Source organism: uncultured Jatrophihabitans sp. (assembly GCF_964251945.1).
Classification (GTDB): Bacteria; Actinomycetota; Actinomycetes; order Mycobacteriales; family Jatrophihabitantaceae; genus Jatrophihabitans.
Window position 1 is genome coordinate 73,429 of the sequence record NZ_CAXULP010000006.1, and the last position, 17,157, is coordinate 90,585.

Below are 17,157 nucleotides of genomic sequence, written 5' to 3' on the forward strand. Positions count from 1 at the left end.
CGAGCACAACCCGACGCCGTCCGCCCGGACCGAAACGACCCCGAGGGAGGATCATGCAGATCCCGCGAATTGACCCCAAAAACGTTCTCGGCTTGGCCGACAAGATCATCGGCCTGGGCAAGGAGATCATCGGCACGCTGACCAGACAGGATCGGTTGAGCAAGGCCGGCCAGGTGCAGCAGGACAAGGGCACTGAACGCATCAAGGCGATCAAGGCGCAGGTCGAGGCAGACGCGCACGAGACCAAGGCGGCGGCCGCCGGCCGCGCACAGAAGAGCGCGCAGAACACCAAGGAAGCGGTGAACAGCTGATGGGCATCGGCGAGACGATCAAGGGCACGATCAAGGAAAAAGTCGGCGACGTCACGGACGACGACCAGCTCAAGGCCGAGGGCGACGCCCAGCAAACCAAAGGCGAGGCGCAGACGGACGAGTCCAAGTCTCGCGCCGAGGCCAAGGCGCACGAGGAGAAGGCCGACGCGCTCGAGCAGGAGCAGAAGTCGCTCGAAGACTGACCAATCCGGTTGAGTGGCGCGAAATCTGGCTGAGTGGCGCGGTGTTCCGCGCCACTCAGTCCGTTAACGCACCACTCGACCTCGGGAGCCGAATCACGCGGTGTGGGCCGCGCGCAGCCGGGCCAGCGAACGCTGTTGGCCGAGCAGCGCCATCGACTCGAACAGCGGCGGCGACACCGTCGAGCCCGTGATTGCCACCCGCACCGGCCCGTAGGCATTGCGTGGTTTGAGGCCCAGACCGTCCACCAGCGATTCGCGCAAGGCCGTCTCGATCGGCCCGGCTGACCAGTCCCCCAGCGCCGTCAACGGCGGCAGTGCCGCGGCGAGCACGGCTTGGCCGGCCTCGCCGAGCTGTTTGTCGGCGGCCGTCGGGTCGATCGCGAAATCCGCGTCGTCGATGATCAGGAAGCGGACCATCTGCACGCCTTGCCCGAGCGTCTGCACGCGCTCCTGGACCAACGGCGCCGCCGCGTGAAGAGTCGCGTCGTCGGCCGGCAGCCCCGCCGCGCGAACCTGGTCGGCGAGCCGTCGCGCGAAGTCGTCCGGGGCGAGCAGCCGCAGGTGTGTCGCGTTGATCGCCTCGCACTTCTTGCCGTCGAACCTCGCCGGGTTCGCGTTCACGTCCCGGACGTCGAACGCCTCGATCATCGCCGTCATCGAGAATACGTCGTGGTCGTCGGCGATCGACCAGCCGAGCAACGCGAGATAGTTCAACAAACCCTCGGGTATGTAGCCCGCCTGGCGATACGTGTTGAGCGCGGCCTGCGGGTCGCGTTTCGAGAGCTTCTTGTTGCCCTCGCCCATGACGTACGGCAGGTGGCCGAACTCCGGGGTGAAGTCGGTGACGCCGATGTCGATCAACGCGCGGTAGAGCGCGAGCTGCCGCGGCGTCGACGGCAGCAAGTCCTCACCGCGCAGCACATGGGTGATGCGCATCAGCGCGTCGTCCACCGGATTGACCAGCGTGTACAGCGGATCGCCGTTGGCGCGGATGACGACGAAGTCCGGGACGGACCCCGCGGCGAAGGTGACCTCGCCGCGCACCAGGTCATCCCAGGTGAGGGCGTGGTCGGGCATCCGCAGCCGGAACACCGGCCGCCGGCCCTCGGCCCGATACCCGGCGAGCTGCGCCTCGGTGAGCGTGCGGTCGAAATTGTCGTAGCCGAGTTTGGGGTCCCGCCCGGCGGCGCGGTGCCGCGCCTCGGTTTCCTCATTGGTCGTGTACGACTCGTACAGGTGGCCGGCGGCGACCAGCTGCCCGGCGACGTCGCGGTAGATGTCGCGGCGTTCGCTCTGCCGGTACGGCCCGTGGGGGCCGCCGACCTCCGGTCCCTCGTCCCAGTCCATGCCGAGCCAGCGCAGCGCGTCCAGCAGTTGGTGATACGACTCCACCGAATCGCGCGCGGCGTCGGTGTCCTCCACGCGGAAGACGAACGTGCCGCCGACGTGCCGCGCGTAGGCCCAGTTGAACAGGCAGGTCCGGATCAGCCCGACGTGCGGATTGCCGGTCGGCGACGGGCAGAACCGCACGCGAACATCGGACGCTGGGCTGCTCATTCGGGGTCTCCGCGGAATCGTGAAGCGTTCTTTGCCGAGCGATTGCGTGGGGTGCGGCTCACGCTGCGACCACCGGATTGGTCAGCGTGCCGATGCCCTCGATCTCGACGCTGACGGTGTCGCCGGCGACGATCGGGCCGACGCCAGCCGGCGTGCCGGTGAGGATCAGGTCGCCCGGCAGCAGCGTCATCACCGCCGACATGAAAGCGATCTGCGTCGCCACGTCGTGGATCAGCTGGCTGGTCCGTGCGTCCTGCTTCACCTCGCCGTTCACCCGGGTGACCAGGCGCAGGTCGCGCGGGTCGAGCACCGTCTCGACCCACGGTCCGAACGGGCAGAACGAGTCGTGCCCCTTCGCGCGGGTGAACTGGCCGTCCTCGCGCTGCTGATCACGAGCCGTCACGTCGTTTGCCGCGGCGTAGCCGAAGACGTGCCGCAGCGCGTCCTGCGCTGTCACATTGCGGGCCGGCGTGCCGATGACGACGGCGAGCTCGCCCTCGAAGTCCACGTGCGCGGTGGACGGCGGGAGCCGGATCGAATCGCCGTCGCCGATCACCGAGGTCGATGGTTTGAGGAAGATCAACGGCGCGGTCGGGGCGTCGTTGCCCATCTCCGCGTTGTGCGCGGCGTAGTTCCGCCCGATCGCGACGACCTTGCTCGGCAGGAACGGCGACAGCAGCCGGACGTCTGACAGCGCCCACCGGTCGCCGGTGAACTCCAGCGCCCCGAACGGGTGGCCGGCGATCGCGGCCACCGTGAGCCCGTCCACCTCCGCGCCGGCGGGTCCTTCAACCGTCCCCCACGCCACGCCGGCCGGCGCCGAGGCGGATCCGGGATGGACGAAGCGGGCGATGCGCACGAAGAACGAGGCTACCGACGTGGGCGGCCGGCTCCGGCGTCGGTGACCCCGCGGCCGGTCAGCCATAATCGCGGGGTGAGCTCTCTGACCGCGGTGCCCGCCGCGAAACGTCGACAGCTGGCCGCGACCCTCGGCCTGTTCAGCGTGCTGTTCGTGGCGATCGGCGCCGTGGCCGCCACTGGCCTGAGCAGCGGCCTGGTGCTCTCCTTCGTGGTCATCGCGTTCGTGCTCGCGCTCGTGCTGGCGTTGATGTCGTGGGGCGTCGCGATATCGATCAAGGACGAGATCGCCGAGCGACGCCTCGATGACGCGCTCGAGGCGGCGCTGGCCGCCCACGGCGCCGCCGGCGGCGGCGGCGGCGGCCGAGTGTGCGGCTGCGGGCATGAGCACGACCCGGACGAGCTGCACATCGTCGATCAGGACGACGCTGCCGACGCGGGACCGGCAGCCGGCGCCGTTGCCGCCGACGTCTGCGCGCACGACGGAGCAGGCGCCGACTGCGCCCACAGCTGCGACACGTGTGTGCTCGCCGGGGCGCGCGCGGACGACCTCGCGCAGGACCGGCCGCGGCCGGCGCCGGCACGCCGGCCGTCACCCACTCGCTGACCGTCACCTGCTCGGTAACCGTCACCCGCTCGGGGTGACCGTTGCCCACTCGCTGACAGCTAGAGCGCCGGGGTCGCCGAGCCGAGCAGGCCGAAACGCACCGCGTCGTGCAGCGCGAGCCAGGACGCCTCGATGACGTTGCCGTGCACGCCGACCGTCGTCCACTCGCGCTCGCGGTCCGTCGTCTCGATCAACACCCTGGTGACCGCGTCGGTGCCGTGCCGGCCCGCCATGATCCGCACCTTGTAGTCGGTCAGCTCCATCTTCGCGAGCTGCGGATACGCGCCCTCGAGCGCGCGCCGCAGCGCGCGGTCCAGCGCGTTGACCGGGCCGTTGCCCTCTTCGGTCGAGATCACCCGGTGGCCGCCGGCGCGCAGCTTCACCGTCGCCTCGCTCACCAGGGCGCCGTCCTCGCGGCGGTCGATGATCACCCGGTAGGACTCGAGGTCGAACGGCGTGCTGACGGCCCCGGCCAACTCGTCGCGGACCAGCAGCTCGAACGACGCGTCCGCGGCCTCATACGACCAGCCCGCCGCCTCGCGCTCCTTGACCCGCTCGACGACCCGGCTGACGACGTCCGGGCGCGACGACACGTCGACGCCGAGCTCTTGGGATTTGAGCTCGACCGACGCGCGGCCGGCCATCTCGGTGACCAGGATGCGCTGGCCGTTGCCGACCACGGATGGGTCGAGGTGGTTGTACAGCTCGGGCGACACCTTGATCGCGCTGGCATGCAGGCCGGCCTTGTGCGCGAACGCCGCCGCCCCGACGTAGGGCGCGTGGGTGTCGGGCGCCAGGTTCGCGATCTCGGCGATGGCGTGCGCGACGCGGACGAGCTCGGTGAGACAGCCGTCGGGCAGCACGTCGCGGCCCATCTTGGTGACCAGGCCGCCGATGACGGCGAAGATGTCGGCGTTGCCGGCGCGCTCGCCGTAGCCGTTCGCGGTGCCCTGCGCGTGAGTGGCGCCGGCGTCGACCGCGGCGAGGGTGTTGGCGACGGCGCAGCCGGTGTCGTCCTGGGTGTGGATGCCGAGCCGGATGTCCGCGCGGCGGGCGATGTCGGCGACGACGTCGTGCACGCCCATCGGCAGCATGCCGCCGTTGGTGTCGCACAGGACGCCGACGTCGGCGCCGGCCGCGGCTGCGGCATCGAGCACCCGCACGCCGTAGTCGGGGTCGTGCTTGTAACCGTCGAAGAAGTGCTCGCAGTCGAGGAACACCCGTCGGCCGTGCGCGCGCAGGAAGGCGACGGTGTCGCGCACCATGGCGAGGTTCTCCTCGAGCGTGGTGCGCAGGGCCCGCTCGACGTGCCACACGTCGGACTTCGCCACCAGGGTGACGACGGGCGCCTGCGAGTCGATCAGCGCGCGGACCTGCGTGTCGTCCTCGACCCGGACGCCGGCCTTGCGGGTCGCGCCGAACGCGACCAGCGTCGCGTGCCTCAGCGTCAACTCGCCGGCGGCCGCGCGGGCGAAGAACTCGGTGTCCTTCGGCATCGCCCCGGGCCAGCCGCCCTCGATGAAGCCGACGCCGATCTGGTCGAGCAGCCGCGCGACGGCGAGCTTGTCGGCCACCGAGTAGGTGATGCCCTCGCGCTGGGCGCCGTCGCGCAGCGTGGTGTCGAAGACGTGGAAGGCGTCGGTCTGCATGGCAAGTCCCTGTTTTCCTAGATATTCGAGAGCAACAAAAAACCCCCCGCGGATGCGGAGGGTCGGCGCGTCGGTGAAGAACCTGCTACCGACGCGCTCCGATGATAATGATCGAGGTGGGGCGCACGTGCTCAGTCTGCCACAGCTGCGTCGAGCGCGTCAGTGGTCAGTTTGCGCGGTCAGTGGTCATCCGCACGTGACCACTGTCGGTCCTAACTGACCACTGACGTCGGCGAGCCAGGAGCCCGACCCCAACCTGCCGAGCCACTCAGCCGGCGGCGGCCTTGGCGAGCCGCTCGCCGATCTCGCCGGTCGAACCCGGCTGACGCGGGTCGCGCGAGGCGAGATCTGCGGCGACGGCCGATTCCACGCGCTGCGCCGCGGCTGCCTCGCCCAGGTGCGCGAGCAGCATCGACACCGACAGCACCGCGGCGGTCGGATCGGCCTTGCCCTGCCCGGCGATGTCCGGCGCCGAGCCGTGCACCGGCTCGAACATCGACGGGTGCGCGTGGCTCAGGTCGAGGTTGCCGCTCGCCGCGAGGCCGATGCCGCCGGCGATCGCGGCGGCGAGGTCGGTGATGATGTCGCCGAACAGGTTGTCGGTGACGATCACGTCGTAGCGGGCCGGGTCGGTGACGAGATAGATCGTCGCGGCGTCGACGTGGTTGTAGGCGACGGTGACGTCGCCGAACTCCGTCGACACCTGCTGCACGGTGCGGAACCAGAGGTCGCCGGCGTTCACGAGCACGTTGTTCTTGTGCACGAGGGTGAGGTGCTTGCGCGGGCGGGCCTGCGCCCGGGCGAAGGCGTCGCGCACCACCCGCTCGACGCCGAAGGCGGTGTTGAGGCTGACCTCGGTGGCGATCTCGTGCGGGGTGCCCTTGCGAAGCACTCCCCCGTTTCCGGCGTATGGGCCCTCGGTGCCCTCGCGGACGACGACCAAGTCGATGGCCGGCTCGCCGGCCAGCGGCGTCCGCACGCCGGGGTACAGCTTGGCCGGGCGCAAGTTGACGTGGTGGTCGAGCGCGAAGCGCAGCTTCAGCAGCAGCCCGCGCTCGAGCACGCCGGACGGGACCGACGGGTCGCCCACCGCGCCGAGCAGGATCGCGTCATGCCCGCCGATCTCGTCGAGCACCGAGTCGGGCAGCACCTCGCCGGTGCGGTGCCAGCGCGCCGCGCCGAGGTCGTAGTGCGATGCGTCGACGCCGGGCAGGACCGCGTCGAGCACGCGCAGCGCCTGCTCGGTGACCTCGACGCCGATGCCGTCCCCGGGAATGACCGCCAGCCTCATACGGCGAACCCTATCGAGGCCACCCGTCGGCAAGTTGTCCGCGCTTCGGCGGCGGCCAGCCCGACGAAGCGAGGACAAGTCGCGTAAGGGCGGGGTCAGCGCGCGGCGGTGCCCTCGGTGTAGTCGTCGTCGGAGGCGACCCAGGACATCAGCCCGCGCAGCTTGCGCCCGACGTCCTCGATCGGGTGCTGCTCGCCCTTCGCGCGCAGGCCCTTGAACTCCGGCGCGCCGGCGTCCTGATCGGCGATGAACCGGGCGGCGAACGCGCCGTCCTGGATGTCGCGCAGGACAGCCTGCATGTTCTCCTTCACGTGCGGGTCGATGACCCGCGGCCCCGACACGTAATCGCCGTACTCAGCGGTGTCCGAGACCGACCAGCGCTGCTTGGCGATGCCGCCCTCATACATCAGGTCGACGATCAGCTTCAGCTCGTGCAGGCACTCGAAGTAGGCGATCTCCGGGGCGTAGCCAGCCTCGGTCAGCACCTCGAAGCCGTACATGACCAGCTGCGACGCGCCGCCGCAGAGCACCGCCTGCTCGCCGAACAGATCGGTCTCGGTCTCCTCGGTGAAGGTCGTCTTGATCACGCCGGCACGCGTCGCGCCGATGCCCTTCGCGTAGGACAGGCCGAGCGCGAGCGCGTTGCCGGTGGCGTCCTGCTCGACGGCGACGAGCGCCGGAACGCCCTTGCCGTCGGCGAACTGCCGGCGCACCAAGTGCCCGGGTCCCTTCGGCGCGACCATTACCACGTCGACGTTCGCGGGCGGCTTGATGTAGCCGTAGCGGATGTTGAAGCCGTGGCTGAAGAACAGCGCGTCGCCGTCCTGCAGGTTGGGCTCGATCGCCTCGGCGTACAGACCGCGCTGCGCCGGGTCCGGCGCGAGCACCATGATCAGGTCGGCCTCGGCGCACGCCTCGCCAGGGGTCAGCACACGAAGGCCCTCGTCCTCGGCCTTCGACCGGCTGCGCGAGCCCTCCGGCAATCCGACGCGCACGTCCACGCCCGAGTCGCGCAGCGACAGCGCGTGCGCGTGCCCCTGGCTGCCGTACCCCAGGACCGCGACCTTGCGCCCCTGGACCAGTGACAGGTCGGCGTCGTCGTCGTAGTAGATCTCCACTGCCATCGGAGGCGTTCCTTCTTCCGTCGTGTTCGGTTAGGCGCTGCGCTCGACCGAGCGCAACGCGGTCTGGGTCATCGATCGTGGGCCGCGGCCGAGCGCGACCATGCCGGACTGCACCATCTCGCGGATGCCGTACGGCTCGAGCATCTTCAGCATCGCCTCCAGCTTGTCGGGCCGGCCGGTGAGTTCGACGGTCAGGGCTTCCGGGCCGACGTCGGCGATCTTCGCCTTGAACAGCTCGGCGATCTGCAGCACGTCGCGCCGGCTCGTCTCGTCGGCGCGGACCTTGACGAGCAACAGTTCTCGCTGGACTGCTTGCTTCTCCTCCAGCTCGACGATCTTCAGCACGTTGATGAGCTTGTTCAGCTGCTTGGTCACCTGCTCAAGCACCGCCCCCTCGACGCTGACCAGGATCGTGATGCGCGAGACGTTGGCGTGCTCGGTCGGCCCGACGGCGAGGGACTCGATATTGAACCCGCGGCGGGCGAAGAGCCCGGCCACCCGGGTCAGGACACCGGGCTTGTTCTCCACCAGCACGGACAGCGTGTGGGTGCTCATCGGTCCTCGTTCCGGATGGTCGCGCCGCTGGGGGTCGGATCGATGCTCACTCGTCGCCGTCCCACACGGGGCGCATGTCGCGCGCGGCCTGGATGTCGTCGTTGCTCGCGCCCGCGGCGACCATCGGCCACACCATGGCGTCCTTGCCGACGGTGAAGTCGACGACGACCGGCTGGTCGTCGATCGCCATCGCCTTCTCGATCGTCGCGTCGACTTCGGACGTGGTCTCGCAGCGCAGCCCGATGCAGCCCAGCGCGTCGGCGAGCTTCACGAAGTCGGGGATGCGCTTGGTCTTGCGGCCGGTCGAGCTCTCGGATCCGTGGGTGCCGAGTTCGGTCTGGCTGTACCGCTCGTTGTAGAACAGCGTCTGCCACTGCCGCACCATGCCGAGGTTGCCGTTGTTGATCACGGCCACCTTGATCGGAATGCCCTCGATGGCGCAGGTGGCGAGTTCCTGATTGGTCATCTGGAAGCAGCCGTCGCCGTCGATCGCCCAGACGAGCTTGTCCGGGCAGCCGACCTTCGCGCCCATCGCGGCCGGCACCGCGTAGCCCATCGTGCCGGCGCCGCCGGAGTTGAGCCAGGTATAGGGGTGCTCGTACTTGATGAACTGCGCGGCCCACATCTGATGCTGGCCGACACCGGCCGCGTACACCGCCTCCGGCCCGGCGATCTCGCCGATCCGCTCGATCACGTACTGCGGCGCGAGCGCGCCGTCGGCCGGGTCGTCGTAGCCGCGCGGGTAGGTCTCGCGCAGCCGGTCGAGCTGGCGCCACCAACCGGTGAGGTCGGCCCGGCGATCGGCGGCGTACTCCGTCTCGATCGCCGGGATCAGCTCGAGCAAGACCTCGCGGACGTCGCCGACGATCGGGACGTCTGCCACCCGGTTCTTGCCGATCTCGGCCGGATCGATATCGGCGTGGATGACGGCCGCGTGCGGCGCGAAGCTGTCGAGCCGGCCGGTCACGCGGTCGTCGAAGCGGGTGCCGAGCGCGATGAGCAGGTCGGCCTTCTGCAGCGACGTGACCGCGGCGACCGAGCCGTGCATGCCGGGCATGCCGAGGTGCTGGCGGTGGCTGTCCGGGAAGGCGCCCCGGGCCATCAGCGTGGTGACGACCGGAATGCCGGTGATGTCCGCGAGCTGACGCAGCTGCTCGGTCGCGCGGCCCTTGAGCACGCCGCCGCCGACGTAGAGCACCGGCCGTCGCGCGGCGGCGATGAGCTTGGCGGCCTCGCGGATCTGCTTGCCGTGCGGGCGCAGCACGGGACGGTAGCCGGGCAGGTCGAGCCGCGGCGGCCAGCTGAATGACGTCGGCTCCTGCAGCACGTCCTTGGGCAGGTCGACGAGGACGGGACCAGGGCGGCCCGTCGCGGCGAGGTGGAAGGCCTCGGCGATCGCCTGGGCGATGTCCTCGCCGCGCTGCACCAGGAAGTTGTGCTTCGTGATCGGCAGCGTGATCCCGGAGATGTCGGCCTCCTGGAACGCGTCGGTCCCGATCATCGGACGGCCGACCTGGCCGGTGATCGCCACCATCGGCACCGAGTCCATATAGGCGTCGGCGATCGGCGTGACGAGATTCGTCGCGCCCGGCCCGGATGTCGCCATGCAGACGCCGACCTTGCCGCTCGCCTGCGCGTATCCCTCAGCGGCGTGTCCCGCGCCCTGCTCGTGGCGGACGAGGATGTGCCGGACCTTCGTGGAGTCGTAGAGCGGGTCGTACGCCGGCAGGATGGCCCCGCCCGGAATGCCGAACACGACGTCGGCGCCGACCTCCTCAAGCGACCGGACCAGCGCCTGAGCGCCGGTCATCGTCTCGCTGTGGGGGGTGGGGGTGTCGGCCATGGTCGATCGCTTTCTTCCGGTCCTACGTCGGGTTTGGCTGCCGAGTGCTGCCTCGTGACTGCAACAAAAAACCCCCCGTGCCAATGCACGAAGGGGTTGCGCGCCGCGAGGTGTGGTGCTTGCCTACGCGGCGCGCTCGATAACGAGTACGAGTCGACGCACGCGCCGACACTACCGCTCCCGACCCGCGCGGGACAACCACTGAACGGCGCGACGTCCACCTGGCGACGACCGGACGACCCCGGGACCACCCCGGGACCACCCCGGGGACGACGAGCCGCCGGCCTCGGTCGGCCGGGACCGCGCTAGCCCTTGTGTGGTTCTCGTAAAAACTTAGTCACTGCAAGTGAGGGACCTTTGGCCCTTGGGTAAACCCTGATTACCAGGAACCGCCCGGGGGGGATGGGGTTCTGGCAGTCGCCGAACAGGCGGCATCGCACGTCTGGCGGGGGTCGTCCTAGACCGCACCTCGACCAGGAGTGCCCCCATGAACACGCTCACCGCGCCCCGCTGCACGCTCCGGCTCACCGCGCTTGCCGGCGCCCGCCTGGGCCGCCGACTGGCCGCCCTGACCGCCGTGCTCGCCTCGCTGGCCGCCTTCGCCCTCGTCCTCATCGGCGGCACCACCAGCGCCGACGCCGCCACCCACACACCGGCCCTGCGCCACGCCCGCACCCACTACGAAGCCTCGATCGCCGTCGCGGTCCAGCGCGCCCTGAACGCCGAGCGCCGCGCCCACCACCTCGCCCCGCTCACGATGAGCAGCAAACTCAAGCACTCCGCCCGAGTGCACAACCTGCGGATGGCCCAGGCCAACACCCTGTCCCACCAACTGCCGCACGAGGCGTTCTTCGCCAACCGGATCACCAAAGCCGGCTACCACTGGACCTACGCCGGAGAGAACATCGCCTGGAACTCCCGCATCTCCACCGCCGCCGTCCTCCAACTCGAAACGATCATGTACAACGAGCGCCCGCCGATGAACGACCACCGCCAAAACATCCTCAGCCGGAACTACCGCAACGTCGGCATCGACGTCTTCATCGACCGCATCCACCACAAAGTCTGGCTCACCACCGACTTCGGCCACCGCTAAACCCACACCGCCACGCGGGGAAGCGAGCGGAGCCACCCACACCCGGGCGGCCCCGCTCGCGGCATTTAAGCCCGCGGTCGGACTAGCTACACAGAGTGACCGTTCGCCGTGAAGCGCGGTCTAGTCGCACACGGCGCCGTGCGCCGCGGAACCGACGAGCTTGGCGTACTTGCGAAGCACGCCGAAGTCGAACTGCGGCTCGATCGGCTTCCAATTCGCCCGTCGCCGTTCGAGCTCGGCGTCGTCGACGAGCAGGTCGAGGGTCCGCGTGGCCATGTCGAGAAGGATCCGGTCGCCGTCCTCGACGAACGCGATCGGCCCGCTCATCGCGGCTTCCGGCGCGATGTGGCCGATGCACAACCCGGTGGTGCCGCCGGAGAACCGGCCGTCGGTGAGCAGCAGGACGTCCTTGCCGAGCCCGGCGCCCTTGATCGCGCCGGTGATCTGCAACATCTCGCGCATGCCCGGGCCGCCCTTGGGCCCTTCCCAGCGGATGACGACGACGTCGCCGGACTGCAGACGGCCCGCAGCGAGCGCTTCCATGGCCGCCTGCTCGCGGTCGAACACCCGCGCGACCCCGTCGAAGCTGTCGGCGTCGAACCCGGCGCTCTTCACGACGGCGCCGTCCGGCGCGAGCGAGCCGCGCAAGATCGTCAGTCCGCCGGTGCGATGGATCGGGTCGCTCATCGCATGGATGATCTTGCCGTCCGGGTCCGGCGGGGCGATGTCCCGCAGGTTCTCGGCCACCGTTTTCCCGGTCACGGTGAGCGCCTCGCCGTGCAGCAGACCGGCGTCCAGCAGCGCCTTCATCACGACCGGGACGCCGCCGATGGCGTCGACGTCGGTCATGACGTATTCGCCGAAGGGTTTGACGTCGGCGAGATGCGGCACCTTGTCGCCGATCCGGTTGAAGTCGTCGAGGGTGAGGTCGACCTTCGCCTCGCGGGCGATGGCCAGCAGGTGCAGCACGGCGTTCGTGGAGCCGCCGAGCGCCATCACGACGGTGATCGCGTTCTCGAAGGCGTGTTTGGTCATGATCGTGCGGGCGGTGACGCCGGCGTCCACGAGGTGCACGGCGGCCTCGCCGGACCGCACCGCGTAGACGTCGCGGCGGGCGTCCGGCGCCGGCGGCGCGGCGCTGCCGGGCAGGGACATGCCCATGGCCTCGGCCGCGGACGCCATTGTGTTGGCGGTGTACATGCCGCCGCAGGCGCCTTCGCCGGGACAGATCGCGCGCTCGACGGCGTCGACCTCTTCCCGGGTGATACGCCCGGCGAGGCACGCGCCCACCGCCTCGAACGCGTCGATGATCGTGACGGTGCGGTCGCCGAGCTTGCCGGGCAGGGTGGAGCCCGCATACAGGAACACCGCGGCGACGTCGAGTCGCGCGGCGGCCATCAGCATCCCGGGCAACGACTTGTCGCAGCCGGCGAGCAGCACCCCGCCGTCGAGCTGCTCGGCCCGGAACACCGTCTCGACCGAGTCGGCGATCACCTCGCGGGACACCAGCGAGTAGTGCATGCCGCTGTGGCCCATCGAGATGCCGTCGGACACCGAGATCGTGCCGAACTCCAGCGGGAACCCGTCCGCGCCCTTGACGCCGACCTTCGCCTGCTTCGCGAGCCGGTCGAGCGACAAGTTGCACGGCGTGATCTCGTTCCACGACGAGGCGACGCCGATCTGCGGCTTTCGCCAGTCGTCGTCGCCCATGCCCACCGCGCGGAGCATGCCGCGGGCGGCGGCGCGCTCGATGCCGTCGGTGACGACGGCGCTGTGCGGCTTTCGGTGGGCGGGCCGGGCAGGGCCGGTCTCCTCGCTGGTCACCGGCCAAACGATACGGGTTACCGTGCAGACGTGAGCTCGGCCTCGGACGCGACTGCGCGCGCATTCCGGTTGTCGCCGGCGGCATACCTGGTGGTGCTGTTCCTGCTGTTCGGCTCGGCGCCGATCGCCTTCTCGAACCTCGACCTGACGACGAACAACGGCGGCAACGACAACGGCGACCCGCTGCCGGTCGGCTGGCAGACGCTCGTGCTGCTGGCGCCGATCGCGGCCGCGGTGTTCATCGCCCGGACGGCCACCTTCGCCGACTCGACCGGGTTGCGGGTGCGGGCCGCGTTCGGTTCCCGGCGGCTGCCGTGGGACGACATTCGCGGGCTGTTTGTGCGCGGCCGCAGCGTGTACGCGGTGAGCGACGGCGGCGCGCTGCGGCTGCCCTGCGTGCACGTCACCGAGCTCGGCGCGCTGTCGCGGACCAGCGGCGGGCGGCTGCCCGAGCTCGCCGACCCGAAGCCGAAGCACGCTCCGCAGCGCCGCCGGCGGCGCTGAGCACGCCGGGGTGACGTCGGGCCGACCCGGCCGCGAGCGGCACAGCCGTCAGTACCCGTCGACCTCGTTGAGCAGCGGCTCCCCCGCCGCGTAGCGGCGGATCTGCTCGCGGACGAGTCGGTAGACCCGACGCTCGCGGGCGGTCGTCGCGCCGCCGATGTGCGGCGTCACCATTAGGTTGGGCGCCGTCCACAGGGGATGGTCCGCGGGCAGCGGCTCGGGGTCGGTGACGTCGAGGAAGGCGCGCAACCGGCCGCTCGTCAGCTCGGCGAGCAGCGCGTCGGTGTCGACGATGCCGCCGCGCGACACGTTGACGACCAGCGCGCCGTCGGGCAGCGCGGCCAGGAAGCCGGCGTCGACCAAATGATCGCTCTCCGGCGTGTGCGGCAGCGAGAGCACCACGACCTGCGCCTCCGGCAGCAGGGCGGGGAGGTCGGCGAGTTCGCGCACGCCGGCACGCCCGTGCCGGGCCACCAGCGTCACCTCGGCGTCGAAGGCGCGCATCGCCACGGCGACCCGCTCGCCGATGTCGCCGGCGCCGAGGACGAGCACCTTCCGATCGGCCAGCGTGTCCGCGTCGGAGCGCTGCCACTGCCTCGCCGCCTGCGCCTGCACGAGCTCGGGAAACCTGCGCAGTACGGCGATCGCGCCGGCGACGGCGACTTCGGCCGTCGACGGGCCGTGCGCGCCGCGCGCGCTGCACAGCCGCACGCCGTCCGGCACCAAGGGCAGCCAGGCGTCGACGCCCGCTGACGGGGATTGGACGACTTGCAGCGCGGCGAGGGCGGCCAAGGCCTCCCGCGGCGGCGGCATGAGGTCGTCCCGGCCGATGAGGAACTCGATCTCGTCAGCCCGCCTCGGCGCCTCGCCCGAGCCGTTCCAGACGATCAGCTCGACACCGTCCGGCGGATCGCCGAGCAGCTTGCGTCCAGACTCGGAGGGAACGCAGATCAGCACGCCTTGAGCCTAACGACCAGGATGTGTCGACTCGACGCCTCCGAGTGGAACGCGTCCGTCTCGATCAGCGCTTCGGCTGCGGCGCGGGAAGGGTGACGAACGTGTGGCCGCGGCGCAGCAGCACCGGGATGACCCGCTTCAACGCCGCGTAGGTCTCCGCGCGATTTCCTCCGCCGTCGTGGCACAGGATGATGTCGCCGCTGCGCGCGGTGAGCATCGTGTGCTCGATCGCGGCCACGCCGGGCAGCGCCCAATCCTGCGGGTCGACGTCCCAGCCGAGCGGCATGAGCCGTTGCCGGTGCAACTCGGCGAGCAGCGCAGGGCCCCAAGTGCCGCCGGGGGCGCGGAACTGGCTCGGCACGAAGCCGGTCGCGTGGTGGATGGCGTGTGTCGTCCGGCTGATCTCCGACCGGATGTGCCGTGGCGACGCGTACGTCAGCTGCTCGTCGTGGTCCCATGTGTGGTTCGCGATGACATGGCCGTGCTCGACGACCTCGCGGGCGATGTGCCGGTTGGGGTGGATCTGCTCGCCGATCATGCAGAAGGTGGCCCGCACGTCGTGCTTCGCGAGCAGCCGGAGATAGCGCGGCGTCCACACCCGGCTCGGACCGTCGTCGATCGTCAGCATCAAGGCCCGGCGCGGGAAGTGGACCGCCGGGCAGCGATGCCGGAACTGCCGCAGATCGCGGATCGCATGCCGCCATTCGCGCGTCCACGGCGGCGGGCGGCGCGTGCCGTCGGCGGCGTGCGCGGCGGCCGGCAGCAGCGCTTCGCCGAACCCGGCGGCCGCCAGCGGCGCGATGGCGGCAGCGCCAAGACGCAGCACGCTTCGACGGCTCGGCAAGTTGTCCATCAGCGCGTCCCCTCCCCTCCTCGATCAGCCGATCGAGGACTTATCAGCCCCGTCGGATCTTCGCCGACCGACGCCCCCAGCGCGCTGAGGACACGGCAACGAAACGGTCTCGACGCGGCCACAGCGACGCCAGGCACACTGGGGCGGTGCGACGTTCGCGACTGGGGCTGCTCGTGGCGGCGGCCGCGCTGCTGGCCGGCTGCACGTCGGCCCGCGCCGCGCAGACGCCGACCTGGGCGCCCAGCCCGGACTTCGGCACCGCTGGCGAGGGGCCCGGCATCCAGCTGACCCCGATCATCCCGCAGCCGGGGCAGTCGAGCAGCGCCCAGCGCCCGGCCCCGGGCGGGATCGGCGGCGGATCGTCGTCCGGCGCGGCGGGTCAGGGCGATCCCGACGTCGTGGCCACGCACCTGACCTCGCCGGTCGGGCTGGCCGTCCTGCCGGACAACACCGCGCTCGTCGGCGAGCGCGCCACCGGGCGCATCGTGCGGGTTCAGCCGACCCCCGGCCGGCCGGTGCCGACCGTGCGGACGCTCACCGGGCTCGACACGAGCGGCGACGGCGGTCTGCTCGACCTCGCGCTGTCGCCGACCTACGACCAGGACGGCCTCATCTACGCCTACATCACGACGAAGACCGACAACCGCGTCGTCGACTTCACGTTGACCGGGCCGGTCACCCCGGTGCTCGCCGGCATCCCGAAGGGCCGCACCGGCAACACCGGCCGGATCGCGTTCGGCGCGGACGGCCGGCTCTACATCGGCACCGGCGACGCCGGCGACCCCCGCGCAGCGACCAACCCGCGCAGCCTCGCCGGCAAGGTGCTGCGGGTGACCGACATCGGCGGCGCGGCGCCGGGCAATCCGCGGCCGGGCTCGGCGGTCTGGACGTCCGGCCACTCCGAGGTCGACGGGCTGTGCACGGCCGACGGCACAGCCGTGTTCGAGACTCAGCCTGGCGGCGCCGGCTCACCGGCCGAGGTCAACGCGCTCGCCGCCGGCGCGAGCTACGACGCGACGTCGGGCGCTGGTCGCCCGCCGGCCGCCACGCTGCCGGCGCCCGACACCGCGCCTGGCGGCTGCGCGATCCAGGACGGGGTGCTGCACGTGACGACGCTCGACGGCCGGGCCCTGCTGTCCGCCCGCGTCGGCGGCGGCTCCGCGGCGCCGGCGGTCGGCGCGTTCTCGGCGAGCCTGACCGGCAAATACGGCCGGCTGCGGACGGTCGTCGCCGCCGACGACGGCGCGCTGTGGCTGACGACGTCCAACCGCGACGGCAAGGGCAACCCGGTCGCCGCCGACGAGCGGGTGCTTCGGATCCTGCCGCCGCAGGGCGGCGGCAGCAATCCCGCCTGACCCGGCCCCCGCCTGACTCAGCCCCGCCAGACGCTGCCCGCGCTGGTGGTCAACTGTCCCGTTCGCGGACCGCGCGGCGGATCTGGGTCACGTTGTCGCGCAGCATGTCTGAGACCAACTCGTCGGTACGCGGGTCGGTCAGGATCTCGAGCAGCACCCGCAGCGTCGTGTCGCTGGCCTGTTCGATGATCCGGTCGTGGAACGGGATGAGGTTCACCCGCCCGGCCGTCGGATCGTCCTTGATCTTCTCGAGCACCATCTGCTTGATCTCCTCGCGGTTCTCCTCGAGCGCGGAGGCGATGTTGCGGGTGTAGTGGCCGGTGCGCAGCACCTCGGCGACCTCGTCGAGCACCGCGATCGTCAACGGACGCTTGACGGCGTTGACGAAGCGGTCGGAGATCCGGTTGAGCAGCCGGACGATCATCGGCTCGCGCATGCCCCGCTTGTGAAACACCCGCCGCAGCACGGCGGCGACGACCAGCAGCGCCACCACGCCGACGACGATCCAGATCGTGATGGTGGTGGCCTCGTGCTTCGCGGCGAGGGGCATATGCCGATAGTGCCCTGAAT

Annotated in this window: 17 protein-coding genes; 6 read left to right on the plus strand and 11 right to left on the minus strand. The window is 70.8% G+C overall.

What is annotated here, in order from left to right; all coding sequences use genetic code 11:
- Positions 1–53 precede the first annotated feature (53 nt).
- The gene (locus tag ACFFBG_RS13135) at positions 54–311 is read left to right on the plus strand and encodes a hypothetical protein (protein WP_375479380.1); all 258 of its coding nucleotides are present in this window, start codon (positions 54–56) and stop codon (positions 309–311) included.
- A complete protein-coding gene (locus tag ACFFBG_RS13140) occupies positions 311–514 on the plus strand; it encodes a CsbD family protein (RefSeq protein ID WP_375479382.1) in 204 nt (67 codons plus the stop codon). The genes ACFFBG_RS13135 and ACFFBG_RS13140 overlap by 1 nt, the downstream gene beginning before the upstream one ends.
- Positions 515–607: 93 nt before the next feature.
- Here ACFFBG_RS13140 and gltX read toward each other — a convergent pair whose 3' ends face one another.
- Both gltX and ACFFBG_RS13150 read right to left on the minus strand, forming a co-directional pair.
- Positions 608–2,071, minus strand: a complete 1,464-nt coding sequence (gene gltX / locus ACFFBG_RS13145; RefSeq protein WP_375479384.1) for a glutamate--tRNA ligase — start codon at positions 2,069–2,071, stop codon at positions 608–610.
- Positions 2,072–2,129: 58 nt separating this feature from the next.
- Positions 2,130–2,930, minus strand: a complete 801-nt coding sequence (locus ACFFBG_RS13150; RefSeq protein ID WP_375479386.1) for a fumarylacetoacetate hydrolase family protein — start codon at positions 2,928–2,930, stop codon at positions 2,130–2,132.
- A gap of 75 nt (positions 2,931–3,005) precedes the next feature.
- Here ACFFBG_RS13150 and ACFFBG_RS13155 point away from each other — a divergent pair, with 75 nt between their 5' ends.
- The gene (locus tag ACFFBG_RS13155) at positions 3,006–3,536 is read left to right on the plus strand and encodes a hypothetical protein (protein ID WP_375479388.1); all 531 of its coding nucleotides are present in this window, start codon (positions 3,006–3,008) and stop codon (positions 3,534–3,536) included.
- Between the two features lie 59 nt (positions 3,537–3,595).
- Here ACFFBG_RS13155 and cimA read toward each other — a convergent pair whose 3' ends face one another.
- The 5 genes from cimA to ACFFBG_RS13180 form a co-directional block, all read right to left on the minus strand.
- Positions 3,596–5,185 (minus strand): citramalate synthase, encoded by a 1,590-nt coding sequence (cimA, locus tag ACFFBG_RS13160; protein WP_375479390.1) that lies wholly within the window; start codon positions 5,183–5,185, stop codon positions 3,596–3,598.
- A 268-nt stretch (positions 5,186–5,453) separates the two neighbouring features.
- Positions 5,454–6,476 (minus strand): 3-isopropylmalate dehydrogenase, encoded by a 1,023-nt coding sequence (locus ACFFBG_RS13165; RefSeq protein ID WP_375479392.1) that lies wholly within the window; start codon positions 6,474–6,476, stop codon positions 5,454–5,456.
- A gap of 95 nt (positions 6,477–6,571) precedes the next feature.
- Entirely contained in the window at positions 6,572–7,600 is a 1,029-nt protein-coding gene (gene ilvC, locus ACFFBG_RS13170) for a ketol-acid reductoisomerase (protein WP_375479394.1), read from the minus strand.
- A 30-nt stretch (positions 7,601–7,630) separates the two neighbouring features.
- Positions 7,631–8,155 carry an acetolactate synthase small subunit gene (gene ilvN / locus ACFFBG_RS13175; RefSeq protein ID WP_375479396.1) on the minus strand — a complete coding sequence of 175 codons (525 nt, stop codon included), beginning with the start codon at positions 8,153–8,155 and terminating at the stop codon, positions 7,631–7,633.
- Positions 8,156–8,201: 46 nt separating this feature from the next.
- Entirely contained in the window at positions 8,202–9,998 is a 1,797-nt protein-coding gene (locus tag ACFFBG_RS13180; RefSeq protein WP_375479398.1) for an acetolactate synthase large subunit, read from the minus strand.
- A 487-nt stretch (positions 9,999–10,485) separates the two neighbouring features.
- Between ACFFBG_RS13180 and ACFFBG_RS13185 the strand changes: the two genes are divergently transcribed.
- Entirely contained in the window at positions 10,486–11,094 is a 609-nt protein-coding gene (locus tag ACFFBG_RS13185) for a CAP domain-containing protein (RefSeq protein WP_375479400.1), read from the plus strand.
- 120 nt (positions 11,095–11,214) lie between these two features.
- Here the strand turns inward: ACFFBG_RS13185 and ilvD are convergent, their stop codons facing one another.
- On the minus strand, positions 11,215–12,918 hold the full coding sequence (gene ilvD, locus ACFFBG_RS13190) for a dihydroxy-acid dehydratase (protein ID WP_375479402.1): 1,704 nt from the start codon (positions 12,916–12,918) through the stop codon (positions 11,215–11,217).
- Between the two features lie 30 nt (positions 12,919–12,948).
- Between ilvD and ACFFBG_RS13195 the strand changes: the two genes are divergently transcribed.
- Positions 12,949–13,422 (plus strand): PH domain-containing protein, encoded by a 474-nt coding sequence (locus ACFFBG_RS13195; RefSeq protein ID WP_375479404.1) that lies wholly within the window; start codon positions 12,949–12,951, stop codon positions 13,420–13,422.
- 48 nt (positions 13,423–13,470) lie between these two features.
- Here ACFFBG_RS13195 and ACFFBG_RS13200 read toward each other — a convergent pair whose 3' ends face one another.
- Both ACFFBG_RS13200 and ACFFBG_RS13205 read right to left on the minus strand, forming a co-directional pair.
- Positions 13,471–14,379: a 2-hydroxyacid dehydrogenase gene (locus ACFFBG_RS13200; protein WP_375479406.1), complete on the minus strand. Its 909-nt coding sequence runs from the start codon at positions 14,377–14,379 to the stop codon at positions 13,471–13,473.
- 64 nt (positions 14,380–14,443) lie between these two features.
- Complete coding sequence (locus ACFFBG_RS13205) at positions 14,444–15,232, minus strand: polysaccharide deacetylase family protein (protein ID WP_375479408.1); 789 nt, start codon at positions 15,230–15,232, stop codon at positions 14,444–14,446.
- Between the two features lie 146 nt (positions 15,233–15,378).
- Between ACFFBG_RS13205 and ACFFBG_RS13210 the strand changes: the two genes are divergently transcribed.
- Positions 15,379–16,587, plus strand: coding sequence for a PQQ-dependent sugar dehydrogenase (locus tag ACFFBG_RS13210; RefSeq protein ID WP_375479410.1), 1,209 nt, complete (start codon positions 15,379–15,381; stop codon positions 16,585–16,587).
- A gap of 49 nt (positions 16,588–16,636) precedes the next feature.
- Here the strand turns inward: ACFFBG_RS13210 and ACFFBG_RS13215 are convergent, their stop codons facing one another.
- On the minus strand, positions 16,637–17,137 hold the full coding sequence (locus ACFFBG_RS13215) for a hypothetical protein (RefSeq protein ID WP_375479412.1): 501 nt from the start codon (positions 17,135–17,137) through the stop codon (positions 16,637–16,639).
- Positions 17,138–17,157 lie beyond the last annotated feature (20 nt).